We start from the raw sequence: 15,758 nt of genomic DNA on the forward strand, positions 1-15,758 counted from the left end.
CTCCCCCCGCCTCATCTGGCCTAGAATGAGTGGGTGGCTTCAGCATCCGGTTCAGCGTCTTTTGTCCATCTTCACAATCACACCGAGTACTCAATGCTCGACGGCGCGGCCCGTCTGAGCGACCTTTTCAGCCAGACCGATGAACTCGGTATGAACGCGCTGGCGACGACGGACCACGGTTTCGTTTTCGGTGCCTTCGACTTCTGGAACAGGGCTCGGTCGGCGGGTGTGAAACCCATTATCGGCGTTGAGGCATATGTGACGCCGGGCACGGCCCGCCAGGACAAGGCGAGGGTCAAGTGGGGCGATGGCGGTCGCAACGACGTTTCCGGCGGCGGGGCGTATACGCACATGACGTTGTGGTCAGAGACAACCTCGGGCATGCACAACCTCTTTCGGATGTCATCCCTGGCGTCCCTCGAGGGCTACCTCTACAAACCGCGCATGGACCGCGACCTCCTGCAGACCTACGGCAAGGGCTTGATCGGGACAACGGGCTGCCCGTCCGGTGAGGTTCAAACCAAGTTGAGGCTGGGCCTTTACAAAGAAGCGGTCCAGGCAGCATCAGACCTTCGGGACATCCTGGGGCGCGAGAACTATTTCTGCGAGCTCATGGATCATGGCCTGGACATCGAACGCAATGTTAGCGCCGACCTGTTTAAACTCGCGCGTGAACTGGACCTGCCACTGGTCGCCACAAATGACCTGCACTACACCCACGCGGAGGACGCTAAATCCCATGCGGCCCTGCTCTGCGTGCAGTCTGCGTCCACTCTGGCTGACCCCAAGCGGTTCAAATTCGACGCAGACGAGTTCTATCTGAAGTCACCGGCCGAAATGCGCTCAATTTTCCGCGATCACCCGGATGCCTGCGACAACACGCTTCTCATTGCGGAGCGCTGCAACGTCGAGTTCAATACCAAAGCCAACTACATGCCACGCTTCCCCGTGCCCGACGGTGAGGACGAGCAGTCTTGGTTCGTCAAGGAAGTCGAAATTGGCCTCCACTTCCGCTACCCGAGCGGCATCCCCGATGAGGTGCGCAAACAGGCGGAGTTCGAGGTCGGCGTCATCACCCAGATGGGCTTCCCGGGGTACTTCCTCGTCGTTGCGGACTTCATCAACTGGGCGAAGAACAAAGGCATCCGAGTGGGTCCGGGGCGAGGTTCGGGCGCAGGATCCATGGTTGCCTACGCTATGCGGATCACGGATCTCGACCCGTTGAAGCACGGGCTGATTTTCGAACGGTTCCTCAATCCCGAACGCGTTTCCATGCCTGACTTCGACGTGGACTTCGATGACCGGCGTCGGTCCGAGGTCATTCACTACGTGACAGAGAAATACGGCGACGAGCGCGTGGCCATGATTGTCACTTACGGGACGATCAAGGGAAAGCAGGCGTTGAAGGACTCCTCACGTGTCATGGGGTACCCGTTTTCTACTGGTGAGCGCCTCACCAAGGCGATGCCGCCGGACGTTATGGGTAAGGGCATCTCGCTGGCTGATGTGCACAACAAGGAAGCCAAGCGGTACGGCGAGGCGGAGGAACTTCGCGAACTACTCAAGACGGACCCGGACTCGGCGAAGGTTTTCGAGACTGCGCTGGGGTTGGAGGGTTTGAAGCGTCAGTGGGGCGTCCACGCTGCCGGCGTCATCATGTCCTCCGATCCACTCATCGACATCATTCCCATCATGCGCCGTGAGCAGGATGGGCAGGTCATCACTCAGTTTGACTATCCAACCTGTGAGGGCCTCGGCCTGATCAAGATGGACTTCTTGGGTTTGCGGAACCTGACGATCATCACCGATGCGCTGGAGAACATCAAAGCGAACAAGGATCATGATCTCGTTCTGGAGGACCTGGAGCTTGATGATGCAGCTTCTTACGAGTTGCTGGCCAGAGGTGACACCCTTGGTGTCTTCCAGCTCGATGGCGGTCCCATGAGGTCCCTGCTGAAGTTGATGCGACCCGATCACTTCGAGGATATTTCTGCAGTGCTTGCTCTGTACCGGCCGGGCCCTATGGGGGTGAACTCGCATACAAATTACGCCCTTCGCAAGAACGGTTTGCAGGAAATCGAGCCAATCCACCCTGAGTTGGAGGGGCCGCTTGAGGAGATCCTCGGCGGAACCTATGGGTTGATTGTGTATCAGGAGCAGGTGATGTCGGCCGCGCAGAAGTTGGCCAACTTCAGCCTGGGGCAGGCAGACATGTTGCGCCGAGCGATGGGTAAGAAAAAGAAGTCCGAATTGGACAAGCAGCAAGCTGATTTTTTCGCCGGCATGAAGACGAACGGTTTCTCGCAGGCAGCCATGGATAAGCTGTGGACGGTCCTTGAATCCTTCTCAGATTATGCGTTCAATAAGGCGCATACTGCCGCGTACGGAATGATTTCTTACTGGACTGCCTACCTCAAGGCTCACTATCCGGCGGAGTATATGGCTGCCCTCCTGACTTCCGTTGGGGACGACAAAGACAAGTTGGCCATTTACCTCAACGAATGCAGGCGAATGGGGATCACGGTGCTCCCGCCAGACGTCAATGAATCGGCGTTGAACTTCACCCCGGTTGGACGGGACATCCGGTTCGGTATGGGGGCCATCAGAAATGTTGGCGCCAACGCTGTCAACGCCATGGTCTCGGCACGAGAGGAAAAAGGTTCCTACACCGCTTTCAGCGATTATTTGCAGAAAGTACCTGCCGTCGTGTGCAATAAGCGAACCATAGAGTCGCTTATCAAGGCTGGCGCCTTTGATTCACTGGGCCACCCGCGTCGTGCCCTTGCCATGATCCACGAGGAAGCGGTGGATTCGGTCATCGTTCTGAAGCGGAATGAGGCGGCCAACCAGTTCGACCTTTTCAGCACGTTCGACGAAGGTGATGCCAAGGGCGGACTCTCCGTGGATGTTCCGGAGCTCCCGGAATGGGAAAAGAAAGACAAGCTGACATTTGAACGCGAAATGCTGGGACTCTACGTGTCCGATCATCCGTTGCAGGGGCTTGAGGGGATTCTCAGTCAGCACGCTGATTCCTCCATCACCTCGGTTATCAGCGAGGAGGGTCCGGCCGACGGCGCCATCGTCACCATTGCGGGAATGATTACGTCGTTGCAGCGCAGGATCGCGAAGAATAGCGGCAACGCCTACGCGCGGGCTGAGATCGAGGACCTCGGTGGGTCTATGGAAGTCATGTTCTTCGGCCAGGTCTATGGCCCAATTTCCGGTGTTTTGGCGGAAGACCTCATCGTTGTGGTCCGCGGGCGCTTACAGCGAAGGGACGATGGCGCCGTCACCCTCAACGCTCAGGAGCTGACCGTACCGGATCTGAGTGAGGGGCACACCGGACCAGTGGTGATCTCGGTGCTCAATCACAAGGCGACGGAACCCGTTGTATCTGCCTTGGGAGAAGTTCTGCGTACCCATCCGGGGACGTCCGAGGTTCAGATCCGGTTGAACAGTTCCAGCAGGGTCGAGGTGATGAAGCTCGGAGTGGATCTGCGCGTCACTCCGTCGTCGGCGCTCTTCGGAGATCTCAAGGTCTTGCTTGGACCCGCGTGTCTTGACGTATAGGCGCAGGAAGTTGCCGAGCTCCTGCGGGAAGTGGGTTTGCTCCGATTCCACCCCGTTGCGCGACCACAACAGCTCTGCGATTTGTTAATGTGGACACCATGTCCACTTCGTCCCGCTCTGGCCGGCAGCAACCTTCGTATCCACCACCCGTTTATGCACTGGGGGCGTCCGACGGTCACCATGATGTACCTCCTTCGGGCGGGTGGTGGTGGTTGCTCGCCACTGCAGGTCTGGGCCTTCCCCTCGGCGCCCTCTGGTGGCTCATTGCCCCGGGCGGGGCCGCGTATTCGGATTCGGGTGATCCGACGGTGTGGCTCGCGCAGGAAATGACGCTCGCCGTCATCATGCTGGTGACCGGTATCGTCGTTGGCTGTGTCGTGAGCACGCGCCCAGGTGGAAGTGTGGCGATCCGGACTGTAGCGACCGTGCTGGGAGCTGTCGTGGGTTCGGTGATGGCGTGGCAGCTTGGAACTTTGCTGGGCAGCCTCACATCTGAACCCAACGACGGACACATGGGGCTGGATACCGGTTTTGGGCTTCGGTCGGTCTCTATTCTGGTTCTGTGGCCATTCGCGACGGCCGTCGTCGTGCTGGTACTCAGCGGGTTTGGCCCGGACCGGCGCCAAGACACGAAGGCTTTGGAGCCGGACACAAGCAACTAGACTGAAGCGGTGACTTCAGCAGATCTGACTCAACCGAATCCGCAGTTCCAGCAGATTGATCTTCGCGGACAGCATAGGGGCATGGCTGCCCTGAAGAAGGCGATGCCGCGAGCCATCGTCAGTAGTGAACACGCTACAGATGCCGTCGCATCGATTATCGCGGATGTTCGCGCCCGGGGCCTACCTGCGTTGACCGAACTTGCAGAACGGTTCGACGGCGTCGTTCAGGACTCGCCCGTTGTGCCTGCCCATGCACTCTCGGAAGCGCTCGAATCACTTGATCCTTCGATTCGTGCTGGACTGGAAGAATCTATTCGCCGAGCTCGCGTTTTTGCCGATGCGCAAATGCCTGCGGACGCGAGTGTTGCCTTCGGTGCCGGAGCCACTGTTCGGAGCAAATGGGTACCCGTTGCTCGGGTGGGGCTTTACGTTCCGGGTGGGCTCGCGGTTTATCCATCGTCGGTGGTGATGAACGTCGTCCCGGCGCAGGTTGCCGGTGTCGATTCGATTGCTTTGGCATCGCCGCCCCAGAAAGAATTTGGAGGGCTTCCCCACCCCGTCATCTTGGCCGCAGCGGCACTACTGGGCATTGAAGAGGTCTACGCGATCGGCGGAGCACAAGCAATCGCAGCCTTCGCCTACGGCATCCCAGGAGAGGGGCTGGAAGCAGATTCGCTGCTGGCACCGGTGGATGTGGTGACCGGCCCTGGGAACATCTACGTTGCGACGGCGAAACGCTTGGTTCAGGGTGTGGTCGGCATCGATGCCGAGGCGGGCACCACCGAAATCGTCGTGCTGGCGGATGATTCCGCCGACGCCGGCCTCGTTGCAGCGGACTTAATCAGTCAAGCCGAGCACGATCCACATGCGGCATCGGTCTTGGTGACTCCATCTACACGGTTGGCCGGGGAAGTCAGCGAAGAGCTGCTCACCCGCACGGCGCTAACCCGTCACCGCGAGCGGGTCACTGAAGCCTTGTCCGGACCACAGTCGGGCGTCATCCTGGTCGACGACGTCGCGCACGGAATTGACGTGTGTAATGCCTATGCGGCGGAACATTTGGAGATTCATACCGTAGATGCCGCGGCGGATGCGGAACGAATTCGTCATGCCGGGGCAGTGTTTGTTGGTCAGAGCAGCCCGGTGAGCCTGGGGGATTACTGCGCCGGCTCCAACCACGTTCTCCCGACGGCCGGAACTGCCGCGTTCGCTTCCGGCCTGAATGTGACATCTTTTCTCAAAGCGATGCAGATCGTCAACTACAGCAAAGCGGCGCTGCTCGAGGTTGCCGCTCACGTGGAGAACCTGTCGGAAGCGGAAAACCTGCCAGCCCACGGCGACGCCATACGTGCTCGCAGGGATCGGTAAAAGTGCGGAACCCTCAGTTGATAAAGTAATGCACGGCACAGTCAGTGACCGTGGTCCGGAGGTTTTCGAATGTTTTGTCCGTTTTGCCGACACCCTGATTCTCGTGTGGTCGATTCCCGGCTTGCCGACGATGGTTCGAGCATTCGACGTCGTCGGCAGTGCCCTGAATGTGGTCGACGGTTTTCGACGGCGGAGACAACAAGCTTGAGTGTTATCAAGCGTTCCGGAGTTGCTGAACCGTTCAGCAGAGGCAAGGTCATCAACGGTGCCCGAAAGGCGTGCCAGGGGCGTCCGGTATCAGAGGACGATCTTGCCCTGCTGGCTCAGGAAGTAGAGGAGTCAGTGCGGGCCAGAGGCGTCGCTGAGATCGACGCACATGAGGTGGGACTGGCTATTCTTGGGCCACTACAGAAGCTGGATCAGGTTGCTTTTCTGCGGTTTGCCAGCGTCTATCAGGACTTTAGCTCGTTGGAGGACTTCGAATCGGCGATAGCGCAGCTTCGCACCGACTCGGCGCGTGCGCCGAACACTCCCTCGGGCGTGCAGCGTCCGCTCGGCGCTCATTAAGTTTAGTCACCGTGCGAGGCCTGGAGTGCGGCGCCCACTATTCCGGCATGATTTTTCAAGCGTGCCGGGACTATCCGCGTGCGCAGTTTCAGCCTTGGCAGGAACTCGTCGCTTCTTTTGGAAATGCCGCCGCCCACCACAAAAAGTTCGGGCGAGAACAAGAACTCCACGTGGGACAGATAGCGTTGTAGCCTCTTTGAATACTCTTCCCAACCTAATCCCAGACGCTCACGGGCTACGGCTGAGGCCTGTGTTTCGGCGACGTGCCCATCCAGTTCAAGATGTCCTAGTTCCGCATTGGGAATCAGCAGGCCATTGTGAATGAATGCCGAACCGATTCCGGTTCCCAAGGTGATCATCAAAACCGTACCGTCAACGTCCTTTCCGGCGCCGTAGCGTGACTCGGCGAGGCCGGCTGCGTCGGCGTCATTAATGACGTGAACGGAGCGTTCCAGCCGTTTGGTGAATAAGGCGTCGACGTCGGTGTCTATCCATGATTTATCGATATTGGACGCGGAACGGGCAATGCCGCGTTGGATGATCGCCGGAAACGCTGCGCCCACGGGAACGTCCGGGCTTGGGCATTCCGGTCTGCTGGCGAGTTCGTCCATAATCTTCGCTACTGTCTGCGCCACACGCTCGGGCGTAGCGGGCGCTGGAGTGTCAAACCGAACGCGGTCCCCGATGAGCTTGCCTTTGGTCAGGTCGACGATGCCGCCTTTGGTCCCGGTGCCTCCTATATCGATACCTACGACCACGGATGGGCTGGGCTTCAGTTTCTTGGGCATGGTTCTCCAGATCAGGGACGGCGGGATCCTATGGAAGGGTCAGGACTTCGGCTCCGGTTTCAGTGACGAGAAGTGTGTGTTCAAACTGTGCCGTTCGCTTGCGGTCGCGGGTGACTACAGTCCATCCGTCCTCCCACATCTCCCATTCGATGGTTCCCAGGGTGAGCATTGGTTCTATGGTGAAAGTCATGCCGGGTTCGATTAGTCGACTGTACGCGGGAGCCGCGTCGTAGTGCGGAACGATGAGTCCAGTGTGAAAAGCTTCGCCGACTCCGTGACCCGTAAAGTCGCGAACCACGCCGTAGCCAAACCGGCGTGCGTAGGACTCGATGGTCCGCCCAATGACATTGAACTCTCGTCCTGGGGCCACTGCTTTGATGGCTCGCCGCAGTGATTCCTCTGTACGCTCCACGAGCAGACGTGACTCGTCGTCGACATCGCCGGCGATGAAGGTGCGATTGGTGTCCCCATGGACTCCATTAAGGAAGGCGGTGATGTCGATGTTAATGATGTCACCGTCGTTGACAACTGTTGTATCGGGGATGCCGTGGCAGATGACTTCGTTGAGCGATGAGCACAGCGACTTAGGGAACCCGCGGTAGCCGAGGGTCGAGGGATAGGCCTTGTGATCGAGGAGAAACTCATGGCCCACGCGGTCCAACTCGTCCGTGGTCACTCCGGGAACAATGTGACGGCCGACTTCCACGATGGCCTGAGCCGCCACTTTCGACGCGTGCCGGATCTTTTCGATCGTCTCCGGCGACTTGATCTCAGAGCCCTCGAACTTTGCGGGGGCTTCCTTTCCCACGTACTCGGGCCGAGGAATGGAGGTCGGAACAGCGCGCTTCTGCCCGACAGCTCCGGGTTCCAGGATTCCAATGGGTGCGTTCGAATCGTTCATAGGCATACCATCGATCCTATAGCCCGCAACGGGACAAACCAGAGCGCAACAGCTCAGAATAGGAGAAGACCATGGCCGAGTACTGGTACAACGTTGTCACCAAAGAGGTCGAAGAAGATGCCCAGTCGGACTGGTCACAGTTGATCGGTCCATATCCAACCCGCGAGGAAGCCATGAAAGCTCCAGCGAAGGTTGCGGCCCGCAACGAGGCCTGGGAAGCCAAGGACGAGAACTGACTCTGACCCGTTCCTAAGTGAAGCTGTGCTCTGGGCCGGGGAATGACCCGGAGTGGACATCATCACGGTAGGCCGACGCTGCGTTGCCCAGAACAGTTCTAAGATCAGCGTACTGCTTGACGAACTTTGCCTGTTTGCCCCCACGGAGCCCGGCCATGTCTTGCCATACCAGCACCTGGCCCGTCGTTGCGTTGCCTGCCCCGATGCCGATCGTGGGAACCGACACCGCCGCGTCCACCATGGCCGCGACATCTGCGGGCACCATTTCCATGAGCACGCAGAAGGCTCCGGCCTCGGCAAGGGCGACGGCGTCCTCTACGACCGCCCTCGCTGCGTCGCCACGGCCCTGAACCCGATAGCCTCCCAGCGAGTGCTCGCTCTGAGGGGTGAACCCGACGTGGGCCATGACCGGGATACCGGCAGCAGTCATTGAGGCAACATGGTCCACGTAATGCTTGCCCCCCTCCATCTTGACAGCATGAACGAGGCCCTCTTTCATGAGCCGAACGGAGGACTTTATGGCCTCCGCCGGGGAGACCTCGTAGGAGCCAAATGGCAGGTCGCACACCACCAAAGCATGCGATGCGCCGGCAGAAACGCCCCGGGCAAAGACAATCATCTCGTCCAAGGTGATCGGCAGCGTCGTTGCGTGACCCATGACGTTGTTGGCAGCGGAATCACCAATGAGCAGGACCTCGATACCGGCTTCGTCGAAGATCTCCGCCGTGTACTGGTCATATGCCGTCAGCATTGCGAACTTGCGGCCCTCGTCTTTTGCCTGCTTCAGATGATGCGTGCGCACGCGGCGACGCGCAACCGCAGTCTCACCTGAGGCACCGGTGTCAGTACTGGCGGGGCCCGAACCGTAGGGCGCGGGAATCTCTGCATTGTCCATAGCCCGAGCCTAGCCCCGCCATAGTTGCCCCTGCCAGTCCTGCACCATTGGTGAAGCGTGGTTCCGTCAGGGCTGCAACCACCGTCGGTGATGGCATTAGGCTTGCCGCAGGGGCCTATACGCTTTGACGGCACCGGCCCTCGAACAGAACACATAGCGTCATATTGAGCGGGAGAGAGGTCATTCATGGACAGACAGCAAGAGTTTGTGCTGCGCACCATCGAAGAGCGCGACGTGCGGTTTGTGCGGTTGTGGTTCACCGACGTTGTCGGATCCCTCAAATCCGTGGCGCTCGCTCCGGCCGAAGTGGAAGGAGCCTTCGAAGAGGGCCTCGGCTTCGACGGATCGTCCATTGAAGGACTCGCTCGAGTTTTCGAAGCGGACATGCTTGTCAAACCGGACCCGACAACGTTTCAGATCCTGCCCTGGCGCGGAGAGAAAGAGCAAACGTCTCGTATGTTCTGCGACATCCTTGCCCCGGACGGGCAACCATCGGCGGCAGACCCTCGACACGTCCTCAAACGATGTCTTGCAAAAGCCGCCGATATGGGTTTCAGCTGCTACACGCACCCAGAGGTCGAGTTCTACCTCCTCAAATCAGCCGTACCCGGGGCAGACGGCCGTCCAGTCCCGGTCGACGACGCTGGCTACTTCGACCACGTCCCGGGCGGCGTCGCCCAAGATTTTCGCCGAACCGCTGTGGCCATGCTCGAAGCCGTAGGTATCCCCGTTGAGTTCAGTCACCATGAGGCAGGTCCGGGGCAGAACGAAATCGATCTCCGTTACGCCGATGCGCTTCAGACGGCCGACAACATCATGACCTTCCGCACTGTGATCAAGGAGGTGGCGCTGATGCAGGACACCTACGCCACCTTCATGCCCAAGCCCTTCAGCGATCACCCGGGTTCCGGGATGCACACGCATTTTTCCCTCTTTGAAGGCGACAGCAACGCTTTTTTTGAAGCGGGCGCCGAATATCAGCTCTCGACGACGGCGCGGCAGTTTATCGCCGGAATCCTTCACCATGCACCCGAGTTCACGGCCGTCACCAACCAGCACGTGAACTCGTACAAGCGGCTGTGGGGCGGGGGAGAAGCACCCAGCTACTTGTCCTGGGGCCACAATAACCGCTCCGCACTGGTGCGCGTGCCGCTATATAAACCGCACAAGGGCCAGTCCGCGCGGATCGAGTACCGGGGAATCGACTCCGCCGCGAACCCCTACCTTTCTTATGCCGTATTGCTCGGAGCCGGGCTCAAGGGTATAGAAGAGGGATACGAACTCCCTCGAGGAGCCGAAGAGGACGTGTGGAGCCTGACCGCAGCTGAACGACGTGCCATGGGACACGACCCCCTCCCAGAAAGCCTGCACGACGCCACCCGCGCTATGGAAGACTCCGAATTCGTTGCAGGCATCCTCGGCGAACAGGTCTTCGACAGCTTTTTGCGAAACAAGCGAGAGGAATGGAACGACTACCGGCAACAGGTCACGCCACTCGAGCTCAAACGCAATCTGGGCACCCTCTAAAATGGGGTCGTTACACCAAAGCACTAATCGTCACCTGATAGCTGCCGGCTTTATGGACCTGGAAAAAAGCCGGCGGTTCCTGCAGGCCAAGGAACTGGAGCTCCTTGAGGAAGGTTCGCTCTTCCGCGGCCTCGAATCGGCCGCATCGCCGGATATGGCGCTTCAATCAAGTGTCAGGCTTCTGGAAAAGAATCCGGATCTCGCGGCAGTGATCAACGCGGGTGGAGAAGTGTCCGCGGCGTTCTTCCGGCTCCTGGGTGCCTCCGAAGCGCTGGCCGAATTCTTGATGCGACACCCGGAACAATCCGACGTCGTCACAACACCCGTCTCGCAGCAACCCTCCGACGCAGCTACTTTTAGACGATCCTTGCTCGAATCCGTTGGGGCCGATGGTTCGACTTCCATGCCGCGAGCGGGTGTGGTTGGAACCGAGGCATACTTCAGCCTGAGGGCACGCTACCGCAGGCATCTAACAGAGATTGCCCTTCGAGACCTAGGCGCGATCTCGCCCACCGATTATATGCCAGAAGCAGCACGAGAGCTTTCCGATCTCGCAGCAGCTGCTGTCGAGGCCGCGCTGGCCGTATCCAGAGCTGAGCTACAGGACAACTTCGGTCAGGAGGAGATTGACCAGGTCCGGCTATCAGTCATCGGCATGGGCAAATGCGGCGCTCGCGAACTGAATTACATTTCTGATGTCGACGTCATCTACGTCATTGACGCAGGCGACCTCGAAGAGGCTCAGGCGGCAAACGTGGGTACAGCCCTGGCAGCAGGGATTTCCCGAGTCATCTCATCCTCAGGCAGTGAGCCAGGGCTGTGGGAGGTTGATACGAACCTTCGTCCAGAGGGCCGGGAAGGTCCGCTGGTTCGGACCCTTGAATCCCACATCCAGTACTACCAACGATGGGCGAAGAGCTGGGAATTCCAGGCGCTGCTCAAATCACGCGCCATCGCTGGAGACCTCGAGCTTGGGCACCGCTACGAACAAGCCATGGAACCGTTGATCTGGGCTGCCTCGACCCGTGAAGGATTCGTCGAATCCGTGCAGTCCATGCGCAAACGCGTGACCGCAAACATCCCGGACCATGAGGTTGGACGTCAAATCAAACTCGGTGTCGGCGGGCTTAGAGACGTTGAGTTCACCGTTCAACTTCTGCAGCTTGTCCACGGGCGAGTGGACGAGACAGTCCGCATCAGGGATACGACGGGAGCCATACAGGCATTGAGCAGCGCTGGCTACATCAGCCGCCACGACGCCGCGGATTTTGACCGAGCCTATCGTTACCTTCGGGTGCTCGAACACCGGATCCAACTGGCGCACCTGCGCAGGACGCACCTCATGCCTGAGAGCGACGAAGCAAAGAGAGCCCTGGCCCGCTCGTCTCTGGGCGCACATGAGCGTGTAAGACCCTCGGCGGAGCACCTCATGCAGACGTGGAGACGAACCCGGAAGCTCGTACATAGCCTTCATGAAACAATTTTCTATCGTCCTTTGCTGGCTACAGCGTCGAACCTGAGTACTGAAGACGTCAAGCTCTCTCCGGAGGCCGCTAGGGCACGCTTGGCCGCACTGGGCTATCTTGATCCCAAGGGTGCCATGCGGCACATCGAAGCCCTCACGGCTGGCATCAGCCGCCGGGCCTCCCTTCAGCGACAACTTCTTCCTGTTCTCCTCGGCTGGCTGGCCGACGGCGTGGACGCTGATGCCGGGCTGCTGGGTTTCCGCAGGCTGAGCGAAGCACTCGGACAAAGCCCGTGGTTCCTGGGCATGCTTCGTGATTCCAAGGCTGCGGCCGAACGATTGTGCCATATCCTCTCCGGCAGTCGTTTCATTACTGATCTGCTTGAGGCCTCCTCAGAATCGACCGCATGGCTTGGAACGGATAAGGATCTGATCCCTCGGCCATTCGAAGCGCAATGGCAGGAGATTCGCGCCAAAATGACTCGGCACCCCGGTCCCGAGGAAGCCATGCGCTTGATCCGCCTCATCCGAAGGCGTGAAATCCTCCGCACAGCAATCGCAGACAGCTCTGGGCTATTGGACCAAACCGACGTCGGGCGCGCCCTCGCGAACGCTGACAGGGCAGCAATCCTTGGTGCCCTCCATGTCGCCGAACGCCACGCCTTCAAAGATGACGCGCCAGCAACTGAAATGCTGGTGGTTGCTCTGGGCCGCCAGGGCGGACGCGAGATACGTTACGCATCGGACGCCGACGTCCTCTATGTGCATCGGCCGCTGCCCGGGGCTGATCCACGACAGGCACAGCTGCAAGCCGAAACCATCGCAGGACGCGTCTCGGCACTGCTCAAGCAACCGTGCAAACCTCCGGTGCAGGCCGAGCGCGTACTTGAAATCGACGCCAATCTCCGTCCGGAAGGTAGCAACGGACCATTGGTAAGGAGCCTCGATTCCTACCAGAAGTACTACAACCGGTGGTCACTTGCATGGGAGGCGCAGGCCTTGCTCCGCGCTAGACCCATCGCCGGATCAGATGCGCTCGCTGAGGACTTCATGAATTTGGTGGACCCCGTACGCTACCCCGAATTCTTCAGCGACGACGACGTCCGAGAAATTCGGCGTATCAAGGCCAGAGTAGAGTCCGAACGGCTCCCACGTGGAGCGGACCCGGCCCGCCACCTCAAATTGGGACGTGGGGCATTGAGCGACGTCGAATGGCTTGTTCAGCTCACCCAGCTCCAGTACGCACACAAAGAGCCAACGCTACGCACCACGGAAACAGAGACAGCTTTGGACGCCATCCGTGTAGCTGGTCTGCTACCGGAGGCCGACGTCGAAACACTCCTGGAAAGCTGGCGCCTAACCAGCAGAATACGCGCAGGCATCATTATCTGGTCGGGCCGGGTGTCGGACCAGCTGCCCTCATCCCGGCGCGATCTCGAAGCCGTGGCGAGGTGGTGCGGCTACGGCGTCGGTCAAGCAGGTGATCTCGAGGAAGACTACCTTCGGCTGACGCGAAGGTCCCGGGGAATCTTTGAGCGGTACTTCTACGGTTACGGCGAGTAGCGCACTAAATAGTTGATGCCTGTGTGCCCAGCAAGTGCCAGGCCCACAGGCATCAACGTATCCGGCCTCATGCCGGAACTAACGCGTCAGCAGTCGTAATAGAGCTCGAACTCGTAGGGGTTCGGGCGCAACGAGAGTGGCATCAACTCATGTTCGCGCTTGTAGTCGATCCAGGTATCGATCAGATCTTGAGTAAAGACGCCACCGGCCTGTAGATACTCATTGTCCGCCTCGAGCGCCGCGAGTGCTTCCTCCAGAGTCGCAGGCGCCTTCTGGATGTCCTTGGCTTCCTCCGGAGGCAGTTCGTAGAGATCTTTGTCGATGGGGTCCGCTGGCTCAATCCGATTCTTGATGCCATCGAGGCCCGCCATCAGCTGCGCTGCGAACGCAAGATACGGGTTGCACGCGGCATCAGGTGCCCGGAATTCGATGCGCTTGGCTTTCGGGTTTGATCCCGTGATCGGAATACGGATACCGGCCGAGCGATTGCCCTGGGAATAGACCATATTGACGGGGGCCTCAAAACCCTTGACGAGACGACGGTAGGAGTTCACCGTGGGGTTCGTGAAGGCGAGGACGGACGAGGCGTGCTCAAGCAAACCGCCGATGTACCATCGAGCGATATCAGACAGGCCCGCATAACCCTTTTCGTCATAGAACAGTGGTTCGCTGCCGTTCCACAAAGACTGGTGGCAATGCATCCCTGAGCCGTTGTCTCCGAAAACCGGCTTCGGCATGAATGTCGCCGATTTCCCCCACGCGTCGGCAACGTTCTTCACAATGTACTTGAACTTCAGCAGATCATCCGCCGAGTGGGTTAGATTGCTGAAGCGGTAGTTGATTTCGGCCTGCCCGGCTGCGCCGACTTCGTGGTGTGATCTTTCAACCTGCAGACCGGCATTGTCCAGCTCAATGCAAATAGCATCTCGAAGGTCCGCCTGCTTATCAATCGGCGCTACCGGGAAATACCCGCCCTTCATTGGTGTCTTGTACCCCTGGTTGCCACCTTCTTCCGCACGACCGGAATTCCACGGCGCCTCAATGGAGTCAACCTTGTAGAAGCTGCCCTGCGGTGCGGATTCATACTGCACGTTGTCGAAGATGAAGAACTCCGCCTCGGGTGCGAAGAACGCAGTGTCTGCGATGCCCGTGGACGCCAAGTAGGCTTCAGCGCGTTCAGCAACGCCACGGGGATCCCGGTGATACGGGTCGCCTGTACGTGGATTGACGATAGAAAAATTCAGCGCGAGGGTCTTTTCCATTCTGAACGGATCCAGATATGCGGTTGTGACATCGGGAATCAGCTGCATGTCTGATTCAGCGATTCCAGCAAAGCCGCGGATCGAGGAGCCATCGAACAGCTGCCCGTGGACGAAGAAATCCGCATCCACCGTCTTTGCCGGAACATTGAAATGCTGCTGCACTCCCGGCAAATCGGTGAACCGGATATCTACGAACTTCACGTCTTCGTCGTCGATGTATTTGAGGACTTCGTCCGCATCTTTGAACATCGGGCTATGCTCCTTACGCATATTTTGTCGAACGTGCCGGACCGCGGCAGACCTGCTCAAAGCGACACCGGTAGATGCGCGTTCTCTGATGGGCCATCAGTAACGACGGCACGTTACCTGTCAAAAGCCTCCAGGAGGCTTTTGACCAAGCTTATCGTGCCCAAGCCCTACAACCGCGCCCAGACCGGCTCAATACGCCTGGACTACCTACGTTCAGCGGCTAGTCTAGTTCTGTGGTGGAACGAAAAGATATTGGGTCATGGCTCGAGGGTGTGCCGTCGGACGACTCTTACTGGCCAGGGAAATCGATGGGGCGGCCCACGGCTGGGCCAGGTTCAATCGCAAGAATCGGCCCGCGTTCAGGGGCACTGCTCATCGACTGGGCTATCGCATCCGCCTTCGCCTATTTGCTTTTTGACGGCGTCCAATTAGCTATTTTGGGTTGCTTTGCCGCGTTGCAGTTCCTTTTCGTCGGGTTTTTCGGCCATAGCATAGGCCACCGGTCGCTGCGAATGCAGGTCCAAACGCTAAATGGAAGGCCTGCTGGCTATGGCAAAGCTGCACTGAGGACGGTGCTTATCTGTCTGGTCGTTCCACCGTTACTGATCGACAGAGACCAGCGCGGACTTCACGACAGACTTGGAAGGACCGTCTTGGTCCGCATCTGATCCCGCTCGCGTCTGATGGTCACGGCCGAGAGGCTCA

The 15,758-nt window shown here is 59.1% G+C and carries 12 protein-coding genes; 8 read left to right on the plus strand and 4 right to left on the minus strand.

The window, feature by feature from the left end:
* The first annotated feature begins 33 nt into the window (after positions 1-33).
* From dnaE to nrdR, 4 genes are all read left to right on the plus strand, one after another.
* Positions 34-3,570: a DNA polymerase III subunit alpha gene (gene dnaE / locus JOE65_RS07805; RefSeq protein WP_205162673.1), complete on the plus strand. Its 3,537-nt coding sequence runs from the start codon at positions 34-36 to the stop codon at positions 3,568-3,570.
* Between the two features lie 98 nt (positions 3,571-3,668).
* Positions 3,669-4,232 (plus strand): hypothetical protein, encoded by a 564-nt coding sequence (locus JOE65_RS07810; protein WP_205162674.1) that lies wholly within the window; start codon positions 3,669-3,671, stop codon positions 4,230-4,232.
* A 9-nt stretch (positions 4,233-4,241) separates the two neighbouring features.
* Positions 4,242-5,600: a histidinol dehydrogenase gene (gene hisD / locus JOE65_RS07815; RefSeq protein WP_420827496.1), complete on the plus strand. Its 1,359-nt coding sequence runs from the start codon at positions 4,242-4,244 to the stop codon at positions 5,598-5,600.
* 69 nt (positions 5,601-5,669) lie between these two features.
* Positions 5,670-6,167, plus strand: a complete 498-nt coding sequence (gene nrdR / locus JOE65_RS07820; RefSeq protein WP_205162675.1) for a transcriptional regulator NrdR — start codon at positions 5,670-5,672, stop codon at positions 6,165-6,167.
* Positions 6,168-6,169: 2 nt separating this feature from the next.
* Here nrdR and ppgK read toward each other — a convergent pair whose 3' ends face one another.
* Positions 6,170-6,955, minus strand: coding sequence for a polyphosphate--glucose phosphotransferase (gene ppgK, locus JOE65_RS07825; protein ID WP_205162676.1), 786 nt, complete (start codon positions 6,953-6,955; stop codon positions 6,170-6,172).
* A gap of 28 nt (positions 6,956-6,983) precedes the next feature.
* Positions 6,984-7,862, minus strand: coding sequence for a type I methionyl aminopeptidase (gene map, locus JOE65_RS07830; RefSeq protein WP_205162677.1), 879 nt, complete (start codon positions 7,860-7,862; stop codon positions 6,984-6,986).
* Between the two features lie 65 nt (positions 7,863-7,927).
* On the opposite strand from map, the gene JOE65_RS07835 reads away from it, so the two are divergent.
* Complete coding sequence (locus JOE65_RS07835) at positions 7,928-8,092, plus strand: SPOR domain-containing protein (RefSeq protein WP_205162678.1); 165 nt, start codon at positions 7,928-7,930, stop codon at positions 8,090-8,092.
* A 13-nt stretch (positions 8,093-8,105) separates the two neighbouring features.
* On the opposite strand, the gene panB is transcribed toward JOE65_RS07835, so the two are convergent.
* The gene (gene panB, locus JOE65_RS07840; RefSeq protein ID WP_205162679.1) at positions 8,106-8,987 is read right to left on the minus strand and encodes a 3-methyl-2-oxobutanoate hydroxymethyltransferase; all 882 of its coding nucleotides are present in this window, start codon (positions 8,985-8,987) and stop codon (positions 8,106-8,108) included.
* 186 nt (positions 8,988-9,173) lie between these two features.
* On the opposite strand from panB, the gene JOE65_RS07845 reads away from it, so the two are divergent.
* On the plus strand, positions 9,174-10,514 hold the full coding sequence (locus JOE65_RS07845; RefSeq protein WP_205162680.1) for a glutamine synthetase family protein: 1,341 nt from the start codon (positions 9,174-9,176) through the stop codon (positions 10,512-10,514).
* 1 nt (position 10,515) lies between these two features.
* Positions 10,516-13,542, plus strand: a complete 3,027-nt coding sequence (locus tag JOE65_RS07850; protein WP_205162681.1) for a bifunctional [glutamine synthetase] adenylyltransferase/[glutamine synthetase]-adenylyl-L-tyrosine phosphorylase — start codon at positions 10,516-10,518, stop codon at positions 13,540-13,542.
* 86 nt (positions 13,543-13,628) lie between these two features.
* Here the strand turns inward: JOE65_RS07850 and glnA are convergent, their stop codons facing one another.
* The gene (gene glnA / locus JOE65_RS07855) at positions 13,629-15,053 is read right to left on the minus strand and encodes a type I glutamate--ammonia ligase (RefSeq protein WP_205162682.1); all 1,425 of its coding nucleotides are present in this window, start codon (positions 15,051-15,053) and stop codon (positions 13,629-13,631) included.
* Between the two features lie 233 nt (positions 15,054-15,286).
* Between glnA and JOE65_RS07860 the strand changes: the two genes are divergently transcribed.
* The gene (locus JOE65_RS07860; RefSeq protein ID WP_205162683.1) at positions 15,287-15,721 is read left to right on the plus strand and encodes an RDD family protein; all 435 of its coding nucleotides are present in this window, start codon (positions 15,287-15,289) and stop codon (positions 15,719-15,721) included.
* The last annotated feature ends 37 nt before the right edge of the window (positions 15,722-15,758 follow it).

The sequence above is a fragment of the Arthrobacter roseus genome (assembly GCF_016907875.1).
Taxonomy (GTDB): Bacteria; Actinomycetota; Actinomycetes; order Actinomycetales; family Micrococcaceae; genus Arthrobacter_J; species Arthrobacter_J roseus.

What these genes read in the sequence shown, in the direction of transcription:
- JOE65_RS07810 (WP_205162674.1), top strand. Translation starts at nt 3,669, where the DNA reads ATGTCCACTTCGTCCCGCTCTGGCCGGCAGCAACCTTCGTATCCACCA.
- nrdR (WP_205162675.1), top strand. Translation starts at nt 5,670, where the DNA reads ATGTTTTGTCCGTTTTGCCGACACCCTGATTCTCGTGTGGTCGATTCC.
- ppgK (WP_205162676.1), bottom strand. Translation starts at nt 6,955, where the DNA reads ATGCCCAAGAAACTGAAGCCCAGCCCATCCGTGGTCGTAGGTATCGAT.
- map (WP_205162677.1), bottom strand. Translation starts at nt 7,862, where the DNA reads ATGCCTATGAACGATTCGAACGCACCCATTGGAATCCTGGAACCCGGA.
- JOE65_RS07835 (WP_205162678.1), top strand. Translation starts at nt 7,928, where the DNA reads ATGGCCGAGTACTGGTACAACGTTGTCACCAAAGAGGTCGAAGAAGAT.
- panB (WP_205162679.1), bottom strand. Translation starts at nt 8,987, where the DNA reads ATGGACAATGCAGAGATTCCCGCGCCCTACGGTTCGGGCCCCGCCAGT.
- JOE65_RS07845 (WP_205162680.1), top strand. Translation starts at nt 9,174, where the DNA reads ATGGACAGACAGCAAGAGTTTGTGCTGCGCACCATCGAAGAGCGCGAC.
- JOE65_RS07850 (WP_205162681.1), top strand. Translation starts at nt 10,516, where the DNA reads ATGGGGTCGTTACACCAAAGCACTAATCGTCACCTGATAGCTGCCGGC.
- glnA (WP_205162682.1), bottom strand. Translation starts at nt 15,053, where the DNA reads ATGTTCAAAGATGCGGACGAAGTCCTCAAATACATCGACGACGAAGAC.